Source organism: Streptomyces sp. NPDC002057, from assembly GCF_040296665.1.
Lineage (GTDB): Bacteria > Actinomycetota > Actinomycetes > Streptomycetales > Streptomycetaceae > Streptomyces.
On record NZ_JBEOXR010000092.1, the window covers coordinates 1 to 17,974 of the forward strand.

Genomic DNA, 17,974 nt, shown 5'->3' on the forward strand with positions numbered 1-17,974 from the left:
GAACGCCCCCGTCTCCCAGGGCGGAACCAACCTCTCCGGCGGCCAGAGACAGCGACTCGCCATCGCCCGGGTCCTCGTCGCCCGTCCCCGTCTCTACCTCTTCGACGACTCGTTCTCCGCGCTCGACCCCCGCACGGACGCCCTGCTCCGCGAGGCGCTCCGGGCGGAGACGGCGGACGCGACCGTCGTGATCGTCGCCCAGCGGGTCTCCACCATCAGGAACGCCGACCGGATCGTCGTCCTGGACCGGGGCCGGAACGTCGGCACCGGAACCCACACCTCCCTGATGCGGGACAACGCCACCTACCGGGAGATCGTCCTCTCCCAGCTCACCGAGGAGGAAGCGGCATGAACACGTCCACCACGGAGGGCCGGGCGACGGACGATCCCCCCGGCCGGGCCGGCGGCCCCACCTCGCCAGCCCCCGCCCGGGGGAGCGGCGCCACCACGGGCCCGGGACCCACCACCCCCGAACACGGCCCCACCACCCCTGAACCCACCACAGGGCCCGGCCCCACCACCACCCCCGCCTCCGCCCGCACCGGCCCCCCGCCCCAGCAGCGCGGGCCCGGCCTCCCCGCCGCCGGCCTCGAACGCTCCCTCTCGTTCCGCTCCTCCGGCCTCCGCCTCGTGCGCACCCTCGCCCCCGACCGGGCCCTCCTCCTCACCGCCCTCGCCGCCGGTGCCACCGCCGTCCTCCTCTCCGTCCTCGGCCCGCTCCTCCTCGGCCGCGCCACCGACCTCGTCGTCACCGGCGCCACCGGCCCCGCCGGGGTCGACTTCGCGGCCGTCGGCCGGGTCCTCGCCCTCTCCGTCCTGGTGGTCGCCGGCTCCGCCCTCTTCACCTGGGTCCAGCTCAGGATCGTCACCACCGTCGTCCAGCGGGCCGGGCACCGGCTCCGCGAGCGGGCCCAGCACAAGCTGGCGAAGCTGCCGCTCACCTACCTCGACCGGCAGTCGCGCGGCGAGGTCCTCTCCCGCACCACCAACGACATCGACAACATCACCCAGACCCTCCAGCAGGCCTTCAGCCAGATGATCAGGGCCGTGCTGACCCTGTTCGGCGTCCTCGCGATGATGTTCTGGATCTCGCCGCTGCTCGCCCTGGTGGCCCTCGCCACCGTGCCCGTCTCGGTGGCCGTCGCCGCCTTCGTCGGAAAGCGCGCCCAGCCGCAGTTCGTGAAGCAGTGGGCGGTCACCGGCAAGCTCGGCAGCCACGTCGAGGAGATGATCACCGGTCACACCGAGGTCGTCGCCTTCGGCCGCCGCGACGAGGCCGTGCGCCGCTTCGACGAACTCGGCGAGGAGCTCTACCGGTCGAGCTTCCGCGCCCAGTTCGTGTCCGGGTTCATCCAGCCCGCGCTGACCTTCGTCGGCAATCTGAACTACGTCGCCATCGCCGTCGTCGGCGGACTGCGGGTGGCGAGCGGCACGCTGTCCGTCGGTGACGTGCAGGCCTTCATCCAGTACTCGTACGAGTTCAACGGCCCGATCACCCAGGTCGCCGCGATGGCCAACCTCCTCCAGTCCGGAGTGGCCTCCGCCGAGCGGGTCTTCGAGTTCCTCGACGCCGACGAGGAGTCCCCGGACCCGGCGGAGCCGCTGAGGCCCGCCGAGCTCCGCGGCAGGGTCTCCTTCGAGAAGGTCGCCTTCCGCTACGAGGACGGCAAGCCGCTCATCGAGGACCTGTCGCTCACCGTCGAGCCCGGCAGGACGGTCGCGATCGTCGGCCCCACCGGGGCGGGCAAGACGACCCTGGTCAACCTGCTGCTGCGCTTCCACGAGGTGACCGGCGGCCGGATCACCCTCGACGGCGTCGACACGGCGGCGATGACCCGCGAGGAGCTGCGCTCCGGCACCGGCATGGTCCTCCAGGACACCTGGCTCTTCGGCGGCACCATCGCCGACAACATCGCCTACGGGGCGCCCGGGGAGGTCTCGCGGGAGCGGATCGTGGCGGCGGCGCGGGCCGCGCACGCCGACCGGTTCGTCCGCACCCTCCCCGACGGGTACGACACCGTCCTCGACGAGGACGGCGGCGGCCTCAGCGCGGGGGAGAAGCAGCTGGTCACCCTCGCCCGCGCCTTCCTGGCCGACCCGGTGATCCTCGTCCTCGACGAGGCCACCAGCTCCGTCGACACCCGCACCGAACTCCTCGTCCAGCAGGCGATGTCCTCGCTCCGCGCGGGCCGCACCAGCTTCGTCGTCGCCCACCGGCTCTCCACGATCCGGGACGCCGACACCATCCTGGTGATGGAGAGCGGCTCGATCGCCGAGCAGGGCGGCCACGACGAACTCCTCGCCGCCGGGGGCGCGTACGCCCGGCTGCACGCGGCCCAGTTCGCCCGTACGGTGGAGACGTGATCGTCACCGTCCGCACCACCACCGACGCGCGCGCCAAGGCCGACGCCCTGGCGCGCGGCGCCGTCGAGGCCCGGCTCGTCGCCTGCGCGCAGATCTCGGGGCCCGTCACCTCCGTCTACCACTGGCAGGGCGCGATCGAGACCACCGAGGAGTGGGAGGTGGTGTTCAAGACCACCGAGGCCCGCTACCCGGCCCTGGAGGCGCACCTCCTCGCCGCCCACGACTACGAGACGCCCGAGATCCTCGCCACCCGGGTGACCCGCGTCGGCGAGGAGTACGCCCGCTGGGTCGAGCGGGAGACCGCGGCGGCCCGGGAGGTCGAGGTCCCGGCCGACGACGAGCGGCCGTTCTTCGTGTACGGGACGCTGCGCCCGGGCGCGTACAACCACGACCGGTTCCTCGCCGGCCGGATCGGCGCCGAGGCGGACGCCGTGCTGCACGGGGCGGTCCTGTACGACGGGCCCGGCTATCCGTACGTCGTCCCGGCGGAGGCGGGCCGGGTGACCGGGACCCTGCTCACGCCCGCGCCCGGCACCTACGGCGAACTGTTCGGCCTGCTGGACCGCCTGGAGCTGCCCGTCGGGTACGAACGGGTGGCGATGGACGTCGTACGGGTACGGGACGGGGCGCGGGTGTCCGCCTGGGTGTTCCTGGCGGCGCCGGACGCGCCCCTCGGCCCGGTCATCGAGAGCGGCGACTGGTTCGACCGGCCGTAGCCGCCGGGCGTCAGAGCCGCTCCAGACGGACCGCGCACACCTTGAACTCGGGCATCCGGGAGACCGGGTCGAGCGCCGGGTTCACCAGGGTGTTGGCCCGGCCCTCGCCCGCCCAGTGGAACGGCATGAAGACGGTGTCCGGCCGGATCGCCGTGGTGATCCGGGCCGGTGCGACGGCCCGGCCGCGCCGCGAGACCACCGCGATCCGCTCGCCCTCGGCCACCCCGAGCCGCTCGGCCGCCCGGGGGTGGAGCTCCACGAAGGGGCCGGGCGCCGCCGCGTTCAGCTCGGCGACCCGCCGGGTCTGCGCGCCCGACTGGTACTGGGACACGACCCGGCCCGTGGTGAGCAGGACCGGGTAGTCGGCGTCCGTCTCCTCGGCCGCGGGCCGGTGCACCACCGGCACGAACCGGGCCCGCCCGTCGGGCGTCGCGAACCGGTCCAGGAACAGCCGGGGCGTCCCCGCGTGCTCCGGTTCGGGGCAGGGCCAGAAGACGCCCTGCTCCTCCTCGATCCGGCGGTAGCTGATGCCCGCGTAGTCGGCGGGGCCGCCCGCGGAGGCCCGGCGCAGCTCGTCGAAGACCTCCTCCGGGTCGGTCGGGAAGCCCTTCTCCCAGCCGAGGAGCGCGGCGAGGGCGTGCAGGACCTCCAGGTCGGTGCGGACCCCGGCGGGCGGGGTGAGGGCGCGGCGCCGCAGCAGCACCCGCCCCTCCAGGTTGGTCATGGTGCCGGTCTCCTCCGCCCACTGGGTGACGGGCAGGACGACGTCGGCGAGTGCGGCGGTCTCGGAGAGCACGACGTCCGCGACGGCGAGGAAGCCGAGTGAGCGCAGCCGCTCCTCGACGTGGGCGGCGTGCGGCGCGGAGACCACCGGGTTGGAGCCCATGAGGAGCAGCGCCCGCACGTCCCCGCCGAGGGCGTCGAGGAGCTCGTACGCGCTCCGCCCGGGCCCCGGCAGGGACTCCGGCTCCACGCCCCACACCCCGGCGACGTGGGCGCGGGCGGCGGGGTCGTCGAGCTTGCGGTAGCCGGGCAGCTGGTCGGCCTTCTGGCCGTGCTCGCGGCCGCCCTGGCCGTTGCCCTGGCCGGTGAGGCAGCCGTAGCCGCTGAGCGGCCGGCCCGCGTTCCCGGTGGCGAGGCAGAGGTTGATCCAGGCGCCGACGGTGTCGGTGCCCTTGGACTGCTGCTCGGGGCCGCGCGCGGTCAGCACCATGGCGTTGTCGGCGTCGGCGAACATCGCGACCGCCTCGCGCAGCTTCGGCACGGACACCCCGGTGATCCGCTCGACCTGCTCGGGCCAGTGGGACATGGCCCCGGCCCGCGCGTCCTCCCAGCCGGCGGTCCGCTCCCGGACGAACTCCTCGTCCACCCGCCCCTCGGCGACGACCAGGTGCAGCATGCCGAGGGCGAGCGCCAGGTCGGTGCCGGGGCGGGGCGCGAGGTGGAGGTCGGCCTGTTCGGCGGTGCGGGTGCGGCGCGGGTCGACGACGATCAGCCTGCCGCCGTTCTCCTTCAGCTCGGTGAGGTAGCGCAGGGCGGGCGGCATGGTCTCGGCCAGGTTGGAGCCGACGAGGACGACGCACCCGGTCCTCGGGATGTCCTCCAGCGGGAAGGGGAGTCCCCGGTCGAGTCCGAAGGCCCTGCCGTGCGCGGCCGCCGCCGACGACATGCAGAAGCGTCCGTTGTAGTCGATCTGCGAGGTGCCGAGGACGAGCCGGGCGAACTTCCCGAGCGTGTACGCCTTCTCGTTGGTGAGGCCGCCGCCGCCGAAGACCCCCACGGCATCGGGACCGTGGTCGGCGCGGGTCCGGCGCAGCCCGTCGGCGACGGCGGCGAGCGCCTCCTCCCAGGACGCGGGCGCCAGCGCCCCCGTGTCAGGGCATCGGACCAGGGGCTCGGTGAGCCGGACCCGGGAGGAGAGTACGGAGGGGGCGGTGCGGCCCTTGCCGCACAGCGCGCCCCGGTTGACGGGGAAGTCGGTCCGGTCGACCACCTCGGCGGGCAGCTCCGGGACGCCGGTGGGGCGGAGCGACATGCCGCACTGCAGGGAGCAGTAGGGGCAGTGGGTGGGAACGGCGGTGGACTCGGACATGGCGCCAGCGTGGGTCAGCCGTGTTACGCGGGGCGACGCGGCTGATTACGGGCGCGCTGCCCTCCGCTCAGCCCGCGGGGGGCCGTGGGGTGAGGCCGGCGCCGAGGGGGCCGGGGCTACGGCGTCCCGTGGAGCGAGGCCAGCGCCTCGGTGACGCCCTTCTCCCGCGGCCCGAGGAAGTGCGGGTCGGGGCGCAGTCCGGCGTCGAGGGCGGCCTTGCCCGCGGCGAACAGCTCCCGGGTGGTTCCGTAGTACCAGGTGGCGTCGTGGGGTTCGGGGACGCCGACTCCGTAGGCGTCGACGCCCGCCCGCCCGCAGAGCGCGACGGCCCGCTTGATGTGGAAGTCCTGGGTGACGAGGACGGCCCGGTCGACACCGAACACCTTCCGGGCCCGGACGCAGGAGTCCCAGGTGTCGAAGCCCGCGTGGTCGCTGACGATCCGGTCGTCGGGCACCCCGCGCCGGGTGAGGTAGGCGCGCATGGCGCTCGGCTCGTCGTACGCGGTCCGGCTGTTGTCGCCGGTGACGAGGAGGACCCGCACCTTGCCCGTCCGGTACAGCTCGGCGGCCGTGTCGAGCCGGTGCGCGAGGTACGGGGTCGGGCGCCCGTTCCACAGACCGGCGCCGAAGACGACGGCGACGTCCCGGGCGGGCACGTCGGCGGTGGTACGGAGCTTCCCGGCGGCGGCGGTGTGCATCCAGGTGGCGGGGGTGAGCGCGAGGACGGCGCCCACCATCACGGCCTGGACGGTACGGCGGCGGGCCCGGGTGGAGCGGGGTATGAACCGGGTGAGCCGTGCCCGCATGCGGGAACCTCCGAGGATCGCGGTCGCGGACCGGTGCCGGTCCGTCACCCCGTCCGACGCGCCTCGGCGGCGTTCGGTTCGCCGGAGGCCCCGCGTGTTCCGTACAACACACCGGCCAGGACCATCCCGAGGAGCATCCCGAGGAGCTGGGCGGCGGCGAAGGCGGGCACCGAGGCGGGGGCGATGCCGGTGAAGGAGTCGGAGAAGGCGCGGCCGACGGTGGCGGCCGGGTTGGCGAAGGATCCCGAGGAGGTGAACCAGATCGCCGCGCCGATGTAGCCGGCGACCGCGACCGGCGCGAGGGCCGGGCGGCCGATGTGGCGCAGGCCCTGGACGACGAGGACGAGCCCGGCGGTGGCGACGGCCTCGCCGAGCAGCAGGTGGAGCGCGGAGCGCGACTCGGTGGCCCAGGCGCCGGGCGTCCGCCCGAACATCGCCTCGGCGAGCAGGGCCCCGGTGACGGCTCCGGCGAGCTGGGCGGCGATGTAGGCGAGGACCTCGCGCCCCGCCGCGCGCCCGGAGCGCCGGGACCACCACTCCGAGAGGGTGACGACGGGGTTGAAGTGGGCGCCGGAGAGCGGCCCGATGAGGGCGATGAGCAGGCCGAGTCCGATGGCGGAGGCGGCGGCGTTGGCGAGCAGCCGGACGCCGATGTCCTGGCTGAGGGAGTCGGCGCGGATGCCGGAGCCGACGACGACGGCGACGAGGGCGGAGGTGCCGATGAACTCGGCGGCGACACGTCGGGGGAGCGACGCGGGGGGGGACATTCTCATAGTGGAAAAGATATTCCGTGATTCGGAAGGAAAAAAGAGGGGAGGTGAGGAGCGTCCGGACCGTACGATCCGCGCATGATCACCGATGCCGTCCTCGCGGAGGCCGTCCGCAACAACGCCGAATGGTGCGGGGCCATGTGCGCCGCCCACGGCCGGCCCGGCGCCTTCGGCCCCCGCGCCTGGACCAACGACCGCCGCACCCCGCTCTACTACCCCGACGCGGTGACGCTGACCGGGGACGCGGACGTGAAGGACGTCCTGACCGGCATCGACCGCGACACCCCCGGCGCCTCGGTGAAGGACAGCTTCGCCCGCCTCGACCTGACGGCCGAGGGCTTCCGCCTCCTCTTCGAGGCCACCTGGATCCACCGCCCGGCGGGCCTCCCGGTCCCCCCGGCCACCGGTGACTGGCGGGCCGTCCGCACCCCGGACGAACTCGCCGCCTGGGCCCTCGCCTGGAGCGACGGCGACGCCGACGAGGCGGCGCTCTTCCGCCCCGAACTCCTCGCCGACCCCTCCACCACCGTCGTCGCCGGGTACGCGGCCGACGGCCGGATCCTCGGCGGAGCCGTCCTCAGCGCGAGCGGCACCGTCACCGGCGTCTCCAACCTCTTCGCCACGGGGGACACGGACCCGGGCCGGTCCTGGGCCGGGTCCCTGGGCCTGGTGGCCGACGACCGCACCGTCGTCGGCTACGAGTCCGGCGACGACCTCGCCCCCGCCCTCGCCGCCGGCTTCCGGGAGACCGGCCCGCTCCGGGTCTGGCTGGACGCCTGACACCGCGCGGCGCAGGCCCGTGAGGTCACGGAAAACAGCCGTGACCCCCGTGCAACGGGCAGGCAACCTGGGGGCCGCAGGATCGGTTCATGACGGAGCCGGACAGCACCTTCGCCCACGCCGCCGAGCTGCTCGGCAGGATCACCGAGCAGCTCGGGACCCAGCTCGGCCACGTGCGTCCGTACGGCCACCGGCCACGGAAGCACGAGCAGGAGGTCCCGCCACCCATGAACACACCCGGTCCCGCCGCGCCCGCCCGGCCCGCCCCGGCCGCCCCCACCCTCGTCGCCGTCGGCCACGGCAGCCGGGACCCCCGTGCCCGGGCCACCCTCGGCCGGCTCCTCGACCGGGTCCGCGAGCTCCGGCCCGGACTCGACGTACGGCTCGCGCACATCGAGCTGAACACCCCGCTCCTCGACGCCACCCTCACGGAGCTGGCCGCCGAGGGCCGCGCCGCCGTCCTCGTCCCCCTGCTCCTCGCCCCCGGACACCACGTCACCCACGACCTGCCCGCCGCCCTCGCCGCCGAGCCCGCCCTCCGGGCGGGCGTCGCCGAACCCCTCGGCGCCCACCCCCTCCTCGTCGAGGCCCTCGCCGACCGGCTCGCGCAGGCCGGCTGGGACGCGGCGACCGGCGCCTCCCGCGCCGCCGGGGTCGTCCTCGCCTCCGCCGGCTCCCGCGACCCCCGCTCCGGCGCCGAGCTCCGCCGCATCGCGGCCCTCCTCGGCGAGCGGCTCGGCGGAGTCCCCGTCGTCCCCGCGTACGCCTCCGCCGCCGCGCCCACCGTCCCCGAGGCCGTCCGCGCCCTCGCCGCCCGGGGCCGCCACCGGGTCGCCGTCGCCTCCTGCTTCACCGCCCCCGGACTCTTCGCCACCCGCGCCGCCGACCACGCCCCCTGGATCGCCTCCGACCCGCTCGGCGCCCACCCGGCCCTCGCCCGTCTCGTCCTCCACCGCTACGACCGGGCCCTGGCGGGCCGCACCACCACCCCCAGGCGGGAACTCGTCGCCGTCTGAGCGCTTCTGTCGGTCCCTCCGGTTACCGTCGACGCATGGAAGGCATCGCACAGAGCACCGGCAGCACACACGGCACCGACGGCACCGGCGTCACCGACACCCCCGGCTACGACTCCGCCGCGACCGACCGCTGGGCCGCCGAGCCCGACAAACGCCCCGGACGCACCGCCTTCCAGCGCGACCGCGCCCGCGTCCTGCACTCCGCCGCCCTCCGCAGGCTCGCCGGCAAGACCCAGGTCGTCACCCCCGGCACCCGGGGACACGCCTGGGACGCCAGCCCCCGCACCCGGCTCACCCACTCCCTGGAGTGCGCCCAGGTCGGCCGGGAGCTCGGCGCCGCCCTCGGCTGCGACCCCGACCTCGTCGAGGCCGCCTGCCTCTCCCACGACATGGGCCACCCGCCCTTCGGGCACAACGGCGAGCAGGCGCTCAACGACGTCGCCAAGGACTGCGGCGGCTTCGAGGGGAACGCCCAGTCGCTCCGCCTCCTCACCCGCATCGAACCCAAGCGCTTCGTGAAGGACGCCGACGGCGAGCTGGTCAGCGTCGGGCTCAACCTCACCCGGGCCACCCTCGACGCGGCCACCAAGTACCCGTGGACGCGCGGCGGACACCCCGAGGACCCCGGCTCGCCCAAGTTCGGCGTGTACGAGGACGACCTGCCCGTCTTCGCGTGGATCCGGCAGGGCGCCCCCGGCCACCGCAAGTGCTTCGAGGCCCAGGTCATGGACTGGGCCGACGACGTGGCCTACTCGGTCCACGACTTCGAGGACGGCCTGCACGCCGGGCACATCGACCCCAACCTCCTCCTCGCCGAACCCGAGCGCGCCGACATCGCGGCCGTCGCCATCGGCCGCTACGTCCCCGAGGACACCGACCCGCAGGAGCTCGCCGACGCCCTCGACCGGCTCCTCGACCAGGAGTGGTGGCCGCACGGCTACGACGGCTCGGCCGTCGCCCAGTCCCGTCTCAAGGACGCCACCAGCCAGCTCATCGGCCGGTTCGCGCTCGCCGCCGAGGGCGCCACCCGGCACGCCTACGGTTCGGGCCGGCTCACCCGCTACGGCGCCGAACTCGTCGTCCCCCGCGCGACCCGCAACGAGTGCGCGGTCCTCAAGGCCGTCGCCGACCGGTACGTGATGCAGCGCGCCGAACAGGAGGCCCTCCGCGCCGACCAGCGCATCGTCGTCGCCGAACTCGCCGAGGCCCTCGTCGCCCGCGCCCCCGACGGACTCGAACCCCAGTTCCGGTCACTCTTCGACGCGGCGCGCGACGACCGGGCCCGCAAGCGCGTCATCGTCGACCAGATCGCCTCCCTCACCGACGCCTCCGCCCGGGCCCTCCACACCCACCTCCGTCCGCACCACGGCTGAGTCGGCCCTCTTCCGCCGCCACCCTCCGTGCGGGACGCTCGCATGCACGCCCCGAGGCGGTACGGCCCGACGAACGCCCGGGGGCGTAGGTTGGAAGCGGTCGCAAAGAGGAGGAAACGACGTGGTCGACGCAGATCAGACCTTTGTCATCGTCGGCGGGGGCCTGGCAGGGGCCAAAGCGGCGGAGACCCTGCGCGCCGAAGGGTTCAACGGCCGGGTGATCCTCATCGGCGACGAACGCGACCACCCCTACGAGCGCCCACCCCTCTCCAAGGGGTACCTGACCGGCGCCAAGGAACGCGACGGCGTCTTCGTCCACGAGGCCGCCTGGTACGCGCGCCACGACATCGAACTGCACCTCGGGCAGTCCGTCACCGCCGTCGACCGCGAGGCCCGCACGGTGCGCCTCGGCGACGGCACCGTCATCCGCTACGACAAGCTGCTCCTCGCCACCGGCTCCGAGCCCCGCCGCCTCGACGTCCCCGGCACCGAACTCGCCGGCGTCCACCACCTGCGCCGGCTCGCCCACGCCGACCGGCTCCGCCAGGTCCTCGCCACCCTCGGCCGGGACAACGGCCACCTGGTGATCGCCGGAGCCGGCTGGATCGGCCTGGAGGCCGCCGCGGCCGCCCGCGGCTACGGCGCCGAGGTCACCGTCGTCGAATCCGACCCCACCCCCCTGCACCGGGTCCTCGGCCCCGAACTCGGCCAGCTCTTCGCCGACCTCCACAGCGACCACGGCGTCCGCTTCCACTTCGGCGCCCGGCTCACCGAGATCGTCGGCCAGGACGGCATGGTCCTCGCCGTCCGCACCGACGACGGCGAGGAGCACCCGGCCCACGCCGTGCTCGCCGCGATCGGCGCCGCCCCCCGCACCGTCCTCGCGGAGAACTCCGGGCTCGCCCTCGTCGACCGCGCCGACGGCGGCGGCATCGCCGTCGACGAGTCCCTGCGCACCTCCGACCCCGACGTCTTCGCCGCCGGAGACGTGGCCGCCGCCCACCACCCGCTGCTGCACACCCGGCTCCGCGTCGAGCACTGGGCCAACGCCCTCAACGGCGGTCCCGCCGCCGCCCGCGCCATGCTGGGCCGGCACGTCTCCTACGACCGCGTGCCCTACTTCTTCACCGACCAGTACGACCTGGGCATGGAGTACTCCGGCTGGGCGCCCCCCGGCTCGTACGACCAGGTCGTGGTCCGCGGCGACACCGGCAAGCGCGAGTTCATCGCCTTCTGGCTCAAGGAGGGCCGGGTCCTCGCCGGCATGAACGTGAACGTGTGGGACGTCACAGAGACCGTCCAGCAGCTCATCCGCTCCCGTACGGCCGTGGACACCGACGCCCTCGCCGACCCCTCCGTCCCCCTGGAGAGCCTGATCTGATCACCTCCGCCCGCACGTAGACTTCATGCGTGGCAGGCAGGATCAACGATGACGACGTGAAGGCGGTCCGGGACGCGGTCCCGATCGACGCCGTCGTGTCCGAGTACCTCCAGCTCCGCAACGCGGGCGGCGGAAACCTCAAAGGCCTCTGCCCCTTCCACGACGAGAAGTCGCCCTCCTTCCAGGTCAGCCCCGGCAAGGGACTCTTCCACTGCTTCGGCTGCCAGGAGGGCGGCGACACCATCGCCTTCGTGATGAAGATCGACCACCTCTCCTTCTCGGAGACGGTCGAGCGCCTCGCCGCCAAGGCGGGCATCACCCTCAGGTACGAGGAGGGCGGCTACAACCCCGGCCACCAGCGCGGGGAGCGCATCCGCCTGGTCGAGGCCCACAAGGTCGCCGCCGAGTTCTACATCGGCCAACTCGACTCGCCCGAGGCCGAGATCGGCCGCGTGTTCCTCGCCGAGCGCGGCTTCGACCAGGCCGCCGCCGCCCACTTCGGCGTCGGCTACTCCCCGGCCGGCTGGGACCACCTCACCCGCTACCTGCGCGGCAAGGGCTTCTCCGACAAGGAACTGATCCTCTCCGGACTCTCCCAGGACGGCCGCCGGGGCCCCATCGACCGCTTCCGCGGCCGCCTCATGTGGCCGATCAAGGACGTCGGAGGCGAGATCGTCGGCTTCGGCGCGCGCAAGCTCCGCGACGACGACAACGGCCCCAAGTACCTCAACACCCCCGAGACCCCGATCTACAAGAAGTCCCAGGTCCTCTACGGCATCGACCTGGCCAAGAAGGACATCGCCAAGGTCAGCCGGGCCGTCGTCGTCGAGGGCTACACCGACGTCATGGCCTGCCACCTCGCCGGGGTCACCACCGCCATCGCCACCTGCGGCACCGCCTTCGGTGGCGACCACATCAAGATCCTCCGCCGTCTCCTCATGGACAACGGCTCCGCCCGGGTCATCTTCACCTTCGACGGCGACGCCGCCGGCCAGAAGGCCGCCCTGCGCGCCTTCGAGGACGACCAGAAGTTCGCCGCCGAGACGTACATCGCCATCGCCCCCGACGGCATGGACCCCTGCGACCTGCGGCTCGCCAAGGGCGACCAGGCCGTCGCCGAACTCGTCCAGCCCCGCACCCCGCTCTTCGAGTTCGCCCTCCGCCAGATCGTGAAGCGGTACGACCTGGAGACCCCGGCCGGCCGCGCCGCCGCCCTCGACGAGGCCGCGCCCGTCGTCGCCCGCATCAAGAACATCGGTGCGCAGCACGAGGTCGCCGTCCAGCTCGCCGGCATGCTCGGCATCCTCGACACCCAGTTCGTCGTCAAGCGGGTCGCCCAGCTCGCCCGCTGGGCCCGCGACCGCGGCGGCAAGGGCCCCGCCGCCCAGCAGCAGACCCCCCGGCGCGGCTACGACGCCCAGGCGGCGGCCGGCGCACCCACCGGCGTCCAGGCCGGGCCCGCGCTCAACCTGCGCAGCCCCGCCCACCGCACCGAGCGCGAACTCCTCAAGCTCGCCCTCCAGCGGCCCGAACTGGTCTCCCCGGCCTTCGACGCCTACGGGGCCGACGAGTTCACCGCCCCGCCCTACGCGGCCGTCCGCCAGTGCGTCCACGACGCCGGCGGCGCCACCGGAGCCCCCTCCGACTACCTCGCCACCGTCCGCGAGGCCGCGCCCAACGACACCGTGCGCGCCCTCGTCACCGAACTCGCCGTCGAGGCGATCTTCGCCAAGACCGTCGACGAGGCCTACGCCGGCGACCAGCTCGTCACCGTCCGGCTCCGCGCCGTCGACCGGCGCATCCGCGAGGTCCAGGGCACCCTGGCCCGGCTCGGCGCCCAGGGCGACCCGGAGCGGCTCGCGGCCGTCCAGAACGAACTCTGGGTCCTCACCCAGTACGGGCAGTCCCTGAGGAACAACGGCGCCGCCGCCCTCTGACGCACGTTCCGTCACCCCCCGGTCTCAAAAAGTCACCGCACGCCCCTCGTGGCGGCGATGTGTCGTACCCCACACTGGATGACGGTGCCGTTCCGCCCCTTCTGGAGGTCGCCCGCCGTGCAGACCCAGACCGTGACGCAGGACCAGGCAGAACCCGGCGAGGACGTGGAGGAGCCCGCCGTCCCGCCCCAGCGCCGCCGCCCGGACCCCGGCGGCAACGGGCCCTCCTCCGACCTCTTCCGCCAGTACCTCCGCGAGATCGGCCGCATCCCGCTGCTCACCGCCGAGGAGGAGGTCGACCTCGCGCGCCGGGTCGAGGCCGGGCTGTTCGCGGAGGAGAAACTCGCCAACACCCCCGACCTGGACTCCCGGCTGGCCGGCGACCTCGACCGGCTCGTCGTCCTCGGCCGGATCGCCAAGCGCAGGCTCATCGAGGCCAACCTCCGCCTCGTCGTCTCCGTCGCCAAGCGGTACGTGGGCCGCGGCCTGACCATGCTGGACCTCGTCCAGGAGGGCAACCTCGGTCTCATCAGGGCCGTCGAGAAGTTCGACTACGCGCGCGGCTACAAGTTCTCCACGTACGCCACCTGGTGGATCCGCCAGGCGATGTCCCGGGCCCTCGCCGACCAGGCCCGGACCATCCGCGTCCCCGTGCACGTCGTCGAACTCATCAACCGGGTCATCCGCGTCCAGCGCCGCCTGCTCCAGGAACGCGGCTACGAACCCACCGCCGAGGAGGTCGCCGCCCAGCTGGACGTGGCCCCCGAGCGGGTCGGCGAGGTGCTCCGCCTCGCCCAGGAACCCGTCTCCCTGCACGCCCCCGTCGGCGAGGAGGACGACGTGGCCCTCGGCGACCTCATCGAGGACGGCGACGCCGCCTCACCGGTCGAGTCCGCCGCGTTCCTGCTGCTCCGCCGCCACCTGGAGGACGTGCTCTCCACCCTCGGCGAGCGCGAACGCAAGGTGGTCCAGCTCCGCTACGGCCTCGACGACGGCAGGCCCCGCACCCTGGAGGAGATAGGACGCCTCTTCGGCGTGACGCGCGAACGCATCCGCCAGATCGAGTCCAAGACCCTCAACAAGCTGCGGGACCACGCCTACGCGGACCAGCTGCGCGGCTACCTGGACTAGGGCCGGTCCGACCGACCCCGCCGGGTCCGGGCCGCCCGGCAATCCTCGTACAGGCCCTAGGGGTTCACCTCGGTGGTGGTGAGGGTCCACGGCCCTCCGCGCTGAACAGCAGCAGCTGCGGCCCCCGCGGGACCGGTACCGTCCGTCGCAGCGCCCCGGTCGTGTTCAGGAGCAGATCCGAGTCGGGCAGCCCGCCCCCGGCGCGTCCGCGGACCTCGTAGCTCTGGATGCCGACGTAGCCGCCGCCCCTGTCGGGCTCGCCCTTGAAGTCCACGCGGAGGTCGGCGCCGTCGCCGAGGTAGAGGAACGCCTCGGGGCCGTACCCGCTCAGCGTGCCCTCGAGACGGCGGGCCGCGGCGACGGGCTTCACCCGCAGCACCCAGCGGTTGTCCGCGGCGAGCTTCAGCCGCAGCGCCCGGTCCTTGGGGGTGACGACGACCGAACTGGCCCGGAAGTCGGTCAGGGTGGTGTTGAAGACGTAATCCCCCTCCCTGTTCCGCTTGTCGAGCGGGAAGAGGCCGACGTACCCGCCGTCCTCGTGCGCGAGCTCCACGAGGACGGGGCCGGGCTGGACACGGCTGTCGAGGGTGATCACGTCGTCGCCGACGCCCTCGAAGACGACCGGCTCGAAGACGGGCCCGAAACCCCAGCCCTCGACCAGCTCGTACGGCCGGTCGGCGGGCGGGAACGGCCCCGCCGTGACGGGCGCCGGCGTCCCGGCCGGTTCCCCGGCGGCGGGCGAGCCGCCCGTGGACGGCTCCTGACCCGGCACCTTCACCACCCCGGCCAGCGGGACCGGTCCGGAGACGGCCGGTGCCGACTCCTCCTCCGCGACCTCCACGCCGTACGCGGTGACGAGCCCGGCGAGCCCGGAGCCGTACCCCTGCCCGATCCCGCCGAACTTCCAGCCGCCCGACTCCCGGAAGAACGCCCCGAAGGCGACGGCGGTCGCGTCCGGTGCGCCGGGCACCGTGTACGAGGCGACGGCCGCCCCGTCCGGCGCGAGCGCGGTCAGGGCGCCGCCTGCCGCCGATCCGGCGATCACGATCCGCGCCACCTCGGCCTCCACCTCGTGCAACGAGAGGACCAGCGCCTCCGGTTCGTGTCGTACCGCGCCGGAGGGGTGGGCGGGCTGCCCGTCGAAGACCATGTCCGCGTCCCCCCGGACCCGGCCGTCCGTGCCGAGCAGCAGCGCCGCCACGTCCACGCCCTCGGCGCCCACGCGCAGGGTGACCGAAGGCACCCAGGAATTCTCGGTTGTGTGACCCATGCCGCACATCATGCGGCATGGGTCGCACGCCCGTTCAGTCGACCTCGGCGACCGCCTGCGCGAACTGCGCCGCGTACAGCCGGGCGTACGCCCCGCCGGACGCCAACAGTTCCTCGTGCGTGCCCTGTTCGACGATCGATCCGTTCTCCATCACCAGGATCACGTCCGCGTCCCGGATCGTGGAGAGCCGGTGCGCGATCACGAACGAGGTGCGCCCGTGGGCCAGGCGCGCCATCGCCTTCTGGATCAGGACCTCGGTACGGGTGTCGACCGAGCTGGTCGCCTCGTCGAGGACGAGGATCACCGGGTCGGAGAGGAACGCCCGCGCGATGGTGATCAGCTGCTTCTCGCCCGCGCTGACCCCCGCCCCGTCGTCGTCGATGACCGTGTCGTACCCGTCGGGCAGGGTGCGGACGAAGCGGTCGGCGTGCGCGGCCCGCGCCGCCTCCTCGATCTCCGCCCGGGTCACCTCGCGCGTCGCGCCGTACGCGATGTTGTCGGCGATGGTGCCGCCGAAGAGCCAGGTGTCCTGGAGGACCATGCCGATGTCGGTCCGCAGCTCCTCCCGGGGCATCTTCGCGATGTCCACCCCGTCCAGGGTGATCCGGCCGCCCGTCACCTCGTAGAACCGCATGAGGAGGTTCACCAGGGTCGTCTTGCCCGCCCCCGTCGGGCCGACGATCGCGACCGTCTGCCCCGGCTCCACCACGAGCGACAGGTCCTCGATGAGGGGCTTGTCGGCCTCGTAGCGGAAGGAGACGTCCTCCAGGGCGACCCGGCCCTTGAGGTCGCTCGTGCCGCGGCCGCCGGGCGAGGGCGCCCCCGTCACGCGCGCGGGTGCGTCCGGCTCCTGCTCCTCGGCGTCGAGCAGCTCGAAGATCCGCTCGGCGGAGGCGACGCCCGACTGCACCAGGTTCGCCATCGACGCGACCTGCGTCAGCGGCATCGAGAACTGGCGCGAGTACTGGATGAAGGCCTGCACGTCACCGATGGAGAGCGTGCCGCTCGCCACCCGCAGACCGCCGACGACGGCCACCAGGACGTAGTTGATGTTCGAGATGAAGAACATCACCGGCTGCATGACGCCGGAGTTGAACTGCGCCTTGAACCCGGCCTCGTACAGGGCCTCGTTCTGCTCGCGGAAGTCCCGCGCGGACTCCGCCTGCCGGCCGAAGACCTTCACCAGCGTGTGCCCGCTGTACATCTCCTCCACGTGCGCGTTGAGCGTGCCCGTGGACTTCCACTGCTGGACGAAGTGCGGCTGCGAGCGCTTGCCGATCCTCGCCGCGACGAAGACCGAGACCGGCACCGTCACCAGGGCGACGAGCGCGAGCAGCGGCGAGATCCAGAACATCATCGCCAGCACGCCGACGATGGTGAGCAGCGAGTTGATCAGCTGGCCCATCGACTGCTGGAGGGTCTGCGAGATGTTGTCGATGTCGTTGGTCGCCCGCGACAGCACCTCGCCGCGCTTCGCCTTGTCGAAGTACGACAGGGGGAGCCGCGCCAGCTTCGTCTGGACGTCCTCCCGCATCCGGTAGACCGTCCGGTTGATCACCGTGATCGACAGGCGGGTGGCGACCAGCATGAGCAGGCCCGCCGCCACGTACACGGCGAGCACCACGAGCAGCACCTCGCCGACGGCGGAGAAGTCGATCCCCTGCCCCGGCGTGAAGTCGACCCCGGACAGCATGTCCGCCATGCCGGAGTCGCCCGCCGCACGCAGGTCCTCGATCGCCTCCGCCTTCGTGCCGCCCTCGATCTGGCGCCCGACGACGCCCGCGAAGACGAGGTCGGTCGCCTTGCCGAGGATCTTCGGGCCGACCACGGAGGCCGCCACCGACAGCACACAGGCGATCAGCATCGCCCAGAGCGCGCCGCGCTCGGGCGCCAGCTGCCTCATCAGCCGCTTGCCCGAACCCTTGAAGTCCATCGACCGCTGGTCGGGGCCGCCACCGGCCATCATGCGTCCGCCAGGACCGGCCATCAGGCTGCCTCCGCCTCGGTGAGCTGGGAGAGCACGATCTCCCGGTACGTCTCGTTGTCCGCCATCAGCTCCCGGTGCCGTCCGGTGCCGACGACCCGTCCCTCGTCGAGGACGACGATCCGGTCGGCGTCCCTGATGGTGGAGACCCGCTGGGCGACGATCACGACGGTGGAGTCGGCCGTCTCCCGGGCGAGCGCGGCCCGGAGCAGGGCGTCCGTCTCGTAGTCGAGCGCGGAGAAGGAGTCGTCGAAGAGATAGATCTCCGGCCGCTGCACCAGGGTCCGCGCGATGGCGAGTCGCTGTCGCTGGCCGCCGGAGAGGTTGGTTCCGCCCTGGGAGACGGGGGCGTCG

At 73.5% G+C, this 17,974-nt stretch carries 15 protein-coding genes; 9 read left to right on the forward strand and 6 right to left on the reverse strand.

The genetic code is table 11. The features are described 5' to 3' along the window. The 3 genes from ABT129_RS37015 to cutA all read left to right on the forward strand — a co-directional run. A partial coding sequence (locus ABT129_RS37015) for an ATP-binding cassette domain-containing protein (protein ID WP_351910482.1) occupies positions 1 to 352 on the forward strand: 352 nt, incomplete at its 5' end. Then, positions 349 to 2,364 (forward strand): ABC transporter ATP-binding protein, encoded by a 2,016-nt coding sequence (locus ABT129_RS37020; protein WP_351910484.1) that lies wholly within the window; start codon positions 349 to 351, stop codon positions 2,362 to 2,364. The genes ABT129_RS37015 and ABT129_RS37020, both read left to right, overlap by 4 nt. Beyond that, positions 2,361 to 3,080, forward strand: coding sequence for a divalent cation tolerance protein CutA (gene cutA, locus ABT129_RS37025; protein WP_351910486.1), 720 nt, complete (start codon positions 2,361 to 2,363; stop codon positions 3,078 to 3,080). The genes ABT129_RS37020 and cutA overlap by 4 nt, the downstream gene beginning before the upstream one ends. Positions 3,081 to 3,090: 10 nt before the next feature. On the opposite strand, the gene ABT129_RS37030 is transcribed toward cutA, so the two are convergent. The 3 genes from ABT129_RS37030 to ABT129_RS37040 all read right to left on the reverse strand — a co-directional run bounded on the left by ABT129_RS37030 (position 3,091) and on the right by ABT129_RS37040 (position 6,751). Beyond that, positions 3,091 to 5,172: a molybdopterin oxidoreductase family protein gene (locus ABT129_RS37030; protein WP_351910488.1), complete on the reverse strand. Its 2,082-nt coding sequence runs from the start codon at positions 5,170 to 5,172 to the stop codon at positions 3,091 to 3,093. A 116-nt stretch (positions 5,173 to 5,288) separates the two neighbouring features. Continuing rightward, a complete protein-coding gene (locus ABT129_RS37035; RefSeq protein ID WP_351910490.1) occupies positions 5,289 to 5,978 on the reverse strand; it encodes a SanA/YdcF family protein in 690 nt (229 codons plus the stop codon). 44 nt (positions 5,979 to 6,022) lie between these two features. Then, complete coding sequence (locus ABT129_RS37040) at positions 6,023 to 6,751, reverse strand: aquaporin (RefSeq protein ID WP_351910492.1); 729 nt, start codon at positions 6,749 to 6,751, stop codon at positions 6,023 to 6,025. 75 nt (positions 6,752 to 6,826) lie between these two features. On the opposite strand from ABT129_RS37040, the gene ABT129_RS37045 reads away from it, so the two are divergent. The 6 genes from ABT129_RS37045 to ABT129_RS37070 all read left to right on the forward strand — a co-directional run bounded on the left by ABT129_RS37045 (position 6,827) and on the right by ABT129_RS37070 (position 14,366). Further along, on the forward strand, positions 6,827 to 7,528 hold the full coding sequence (locus tag ABT129_RS37045; protein ID WP_351910494.1) for a hypothetical protein: 702 nt from the start codon (positions 6,827 to 6,829) through the stop codon (positions 7,526 to 7,528). 89 nt (positions 7,529 to 7,617) lie between these two features. Next, positions 7,618 to 8,544, forward strand: a complete 927-nt coding sequence (locus tag ABT129_RS37050) for a sirohydrochlorin chelatase (RefSeq protein ID WP_351910495.1) — start codon at positions 7,618 to 7,620, stop codon at positions 8,542 to 8,544. A gap of 35 nt (positions 8,545 to 8,579) precedes the next feature. Continuing rightward, positions 8,580 to 9,917: a deoxyguanosinetriphosphate triphosphohydrolase gene (locus ABT129_RS37055; RefSeq protein WP_351910497.1), complete on the forward strand. Its 1,338-nt coding sequence runs from the start codon at positions 8,580 to 8,582 to the stop codon at positions 9,915 to 9,917. A 121-nt stretch (positions 9,918 to 10,038) separates the two neighbouring features. Next, positions 10,039 to 11,298, forward strand: coding sequence for an NAD(P)/FAD-dependent oxidoreductase (locus ABT129_RS37060; RefSeq protein ID WP_351910499.1), 1,260 nt, complete (start codon positions 10,039 to 10,041; stop codon positions 11,296 to 11,298). 29 nt (positions 11,299 to 11,327) lie between these two features. Then, positions 11,328 to 13,235, forward strand: a complete 1,908-nt coding sequence (gene dnaG, locus ABT129_RS37065) for a DNA primase (protein WP_351910501.1) — start codon at positions 11,328 to 11,330, stop codon at positions 13,233 to 13,235. A 78-nt stretch (positions 13,236 to 13,313) separates the two neighbouring features. Next, positions 13,314 to 14,366, forward strand: a complete 1,053-nt coding sequence (locus ABT129_RS37070) for an RNA polymerase sigma factor (RefSeq protein ID WP_351910503.1) — start codon at positions 13,314 to 13,316, stop codon at positions 14,364 to 14,366. A 64-nt stretch (positions 14,367 to 14,430) separates the two neighbouring features. Here the strand turns inward: ABT129_RS37070 and ABT129_RS37075 are convergent, their stop codons facing one another. The 3 genes from ABT129_RS37075 to ABT129_RS37085 all read right to left on the reverse strand — a co-directional run. After that, positions 14,431 to 15,636 carry a TerD family protein gene (locus ABT129_RS37075; protein WP_351910504.1) on the reverse strand — a complete coding sequence of 402 codons (1,206 nt, stop codon included), beginning with the start codon at positions 15,634 to 15,636 and terminating at the stop codon, positions 14,431 to 14,433. A 34-nt stretch (positions 15,637 to 15,670) separates the two neighbouring features. After that, positions 15,671 to 17,623: an ABC transporter ATP-binding protein gene (locus ABT129_RS37080; RefSeq protein WP_351910506.1), complete on the reverse strand. Its 1,953-nt coding sequence runs from the start codon at positions 17,621 to 17,623 to the stop codon at positions 15,671 to 15,673. Continuing rightward, positions 17,623 to 17,974 (reverse strand): ATP-binding cassette domain-containing protein (locus ABT129_RS37085; protein WP_351910508.1); only part of this gene is annotated, 352 nt, incomplete at its 5' end. The genes ABT129_RS37080 and ABT129_RS37085, both read right to left, overlap by 1 nt.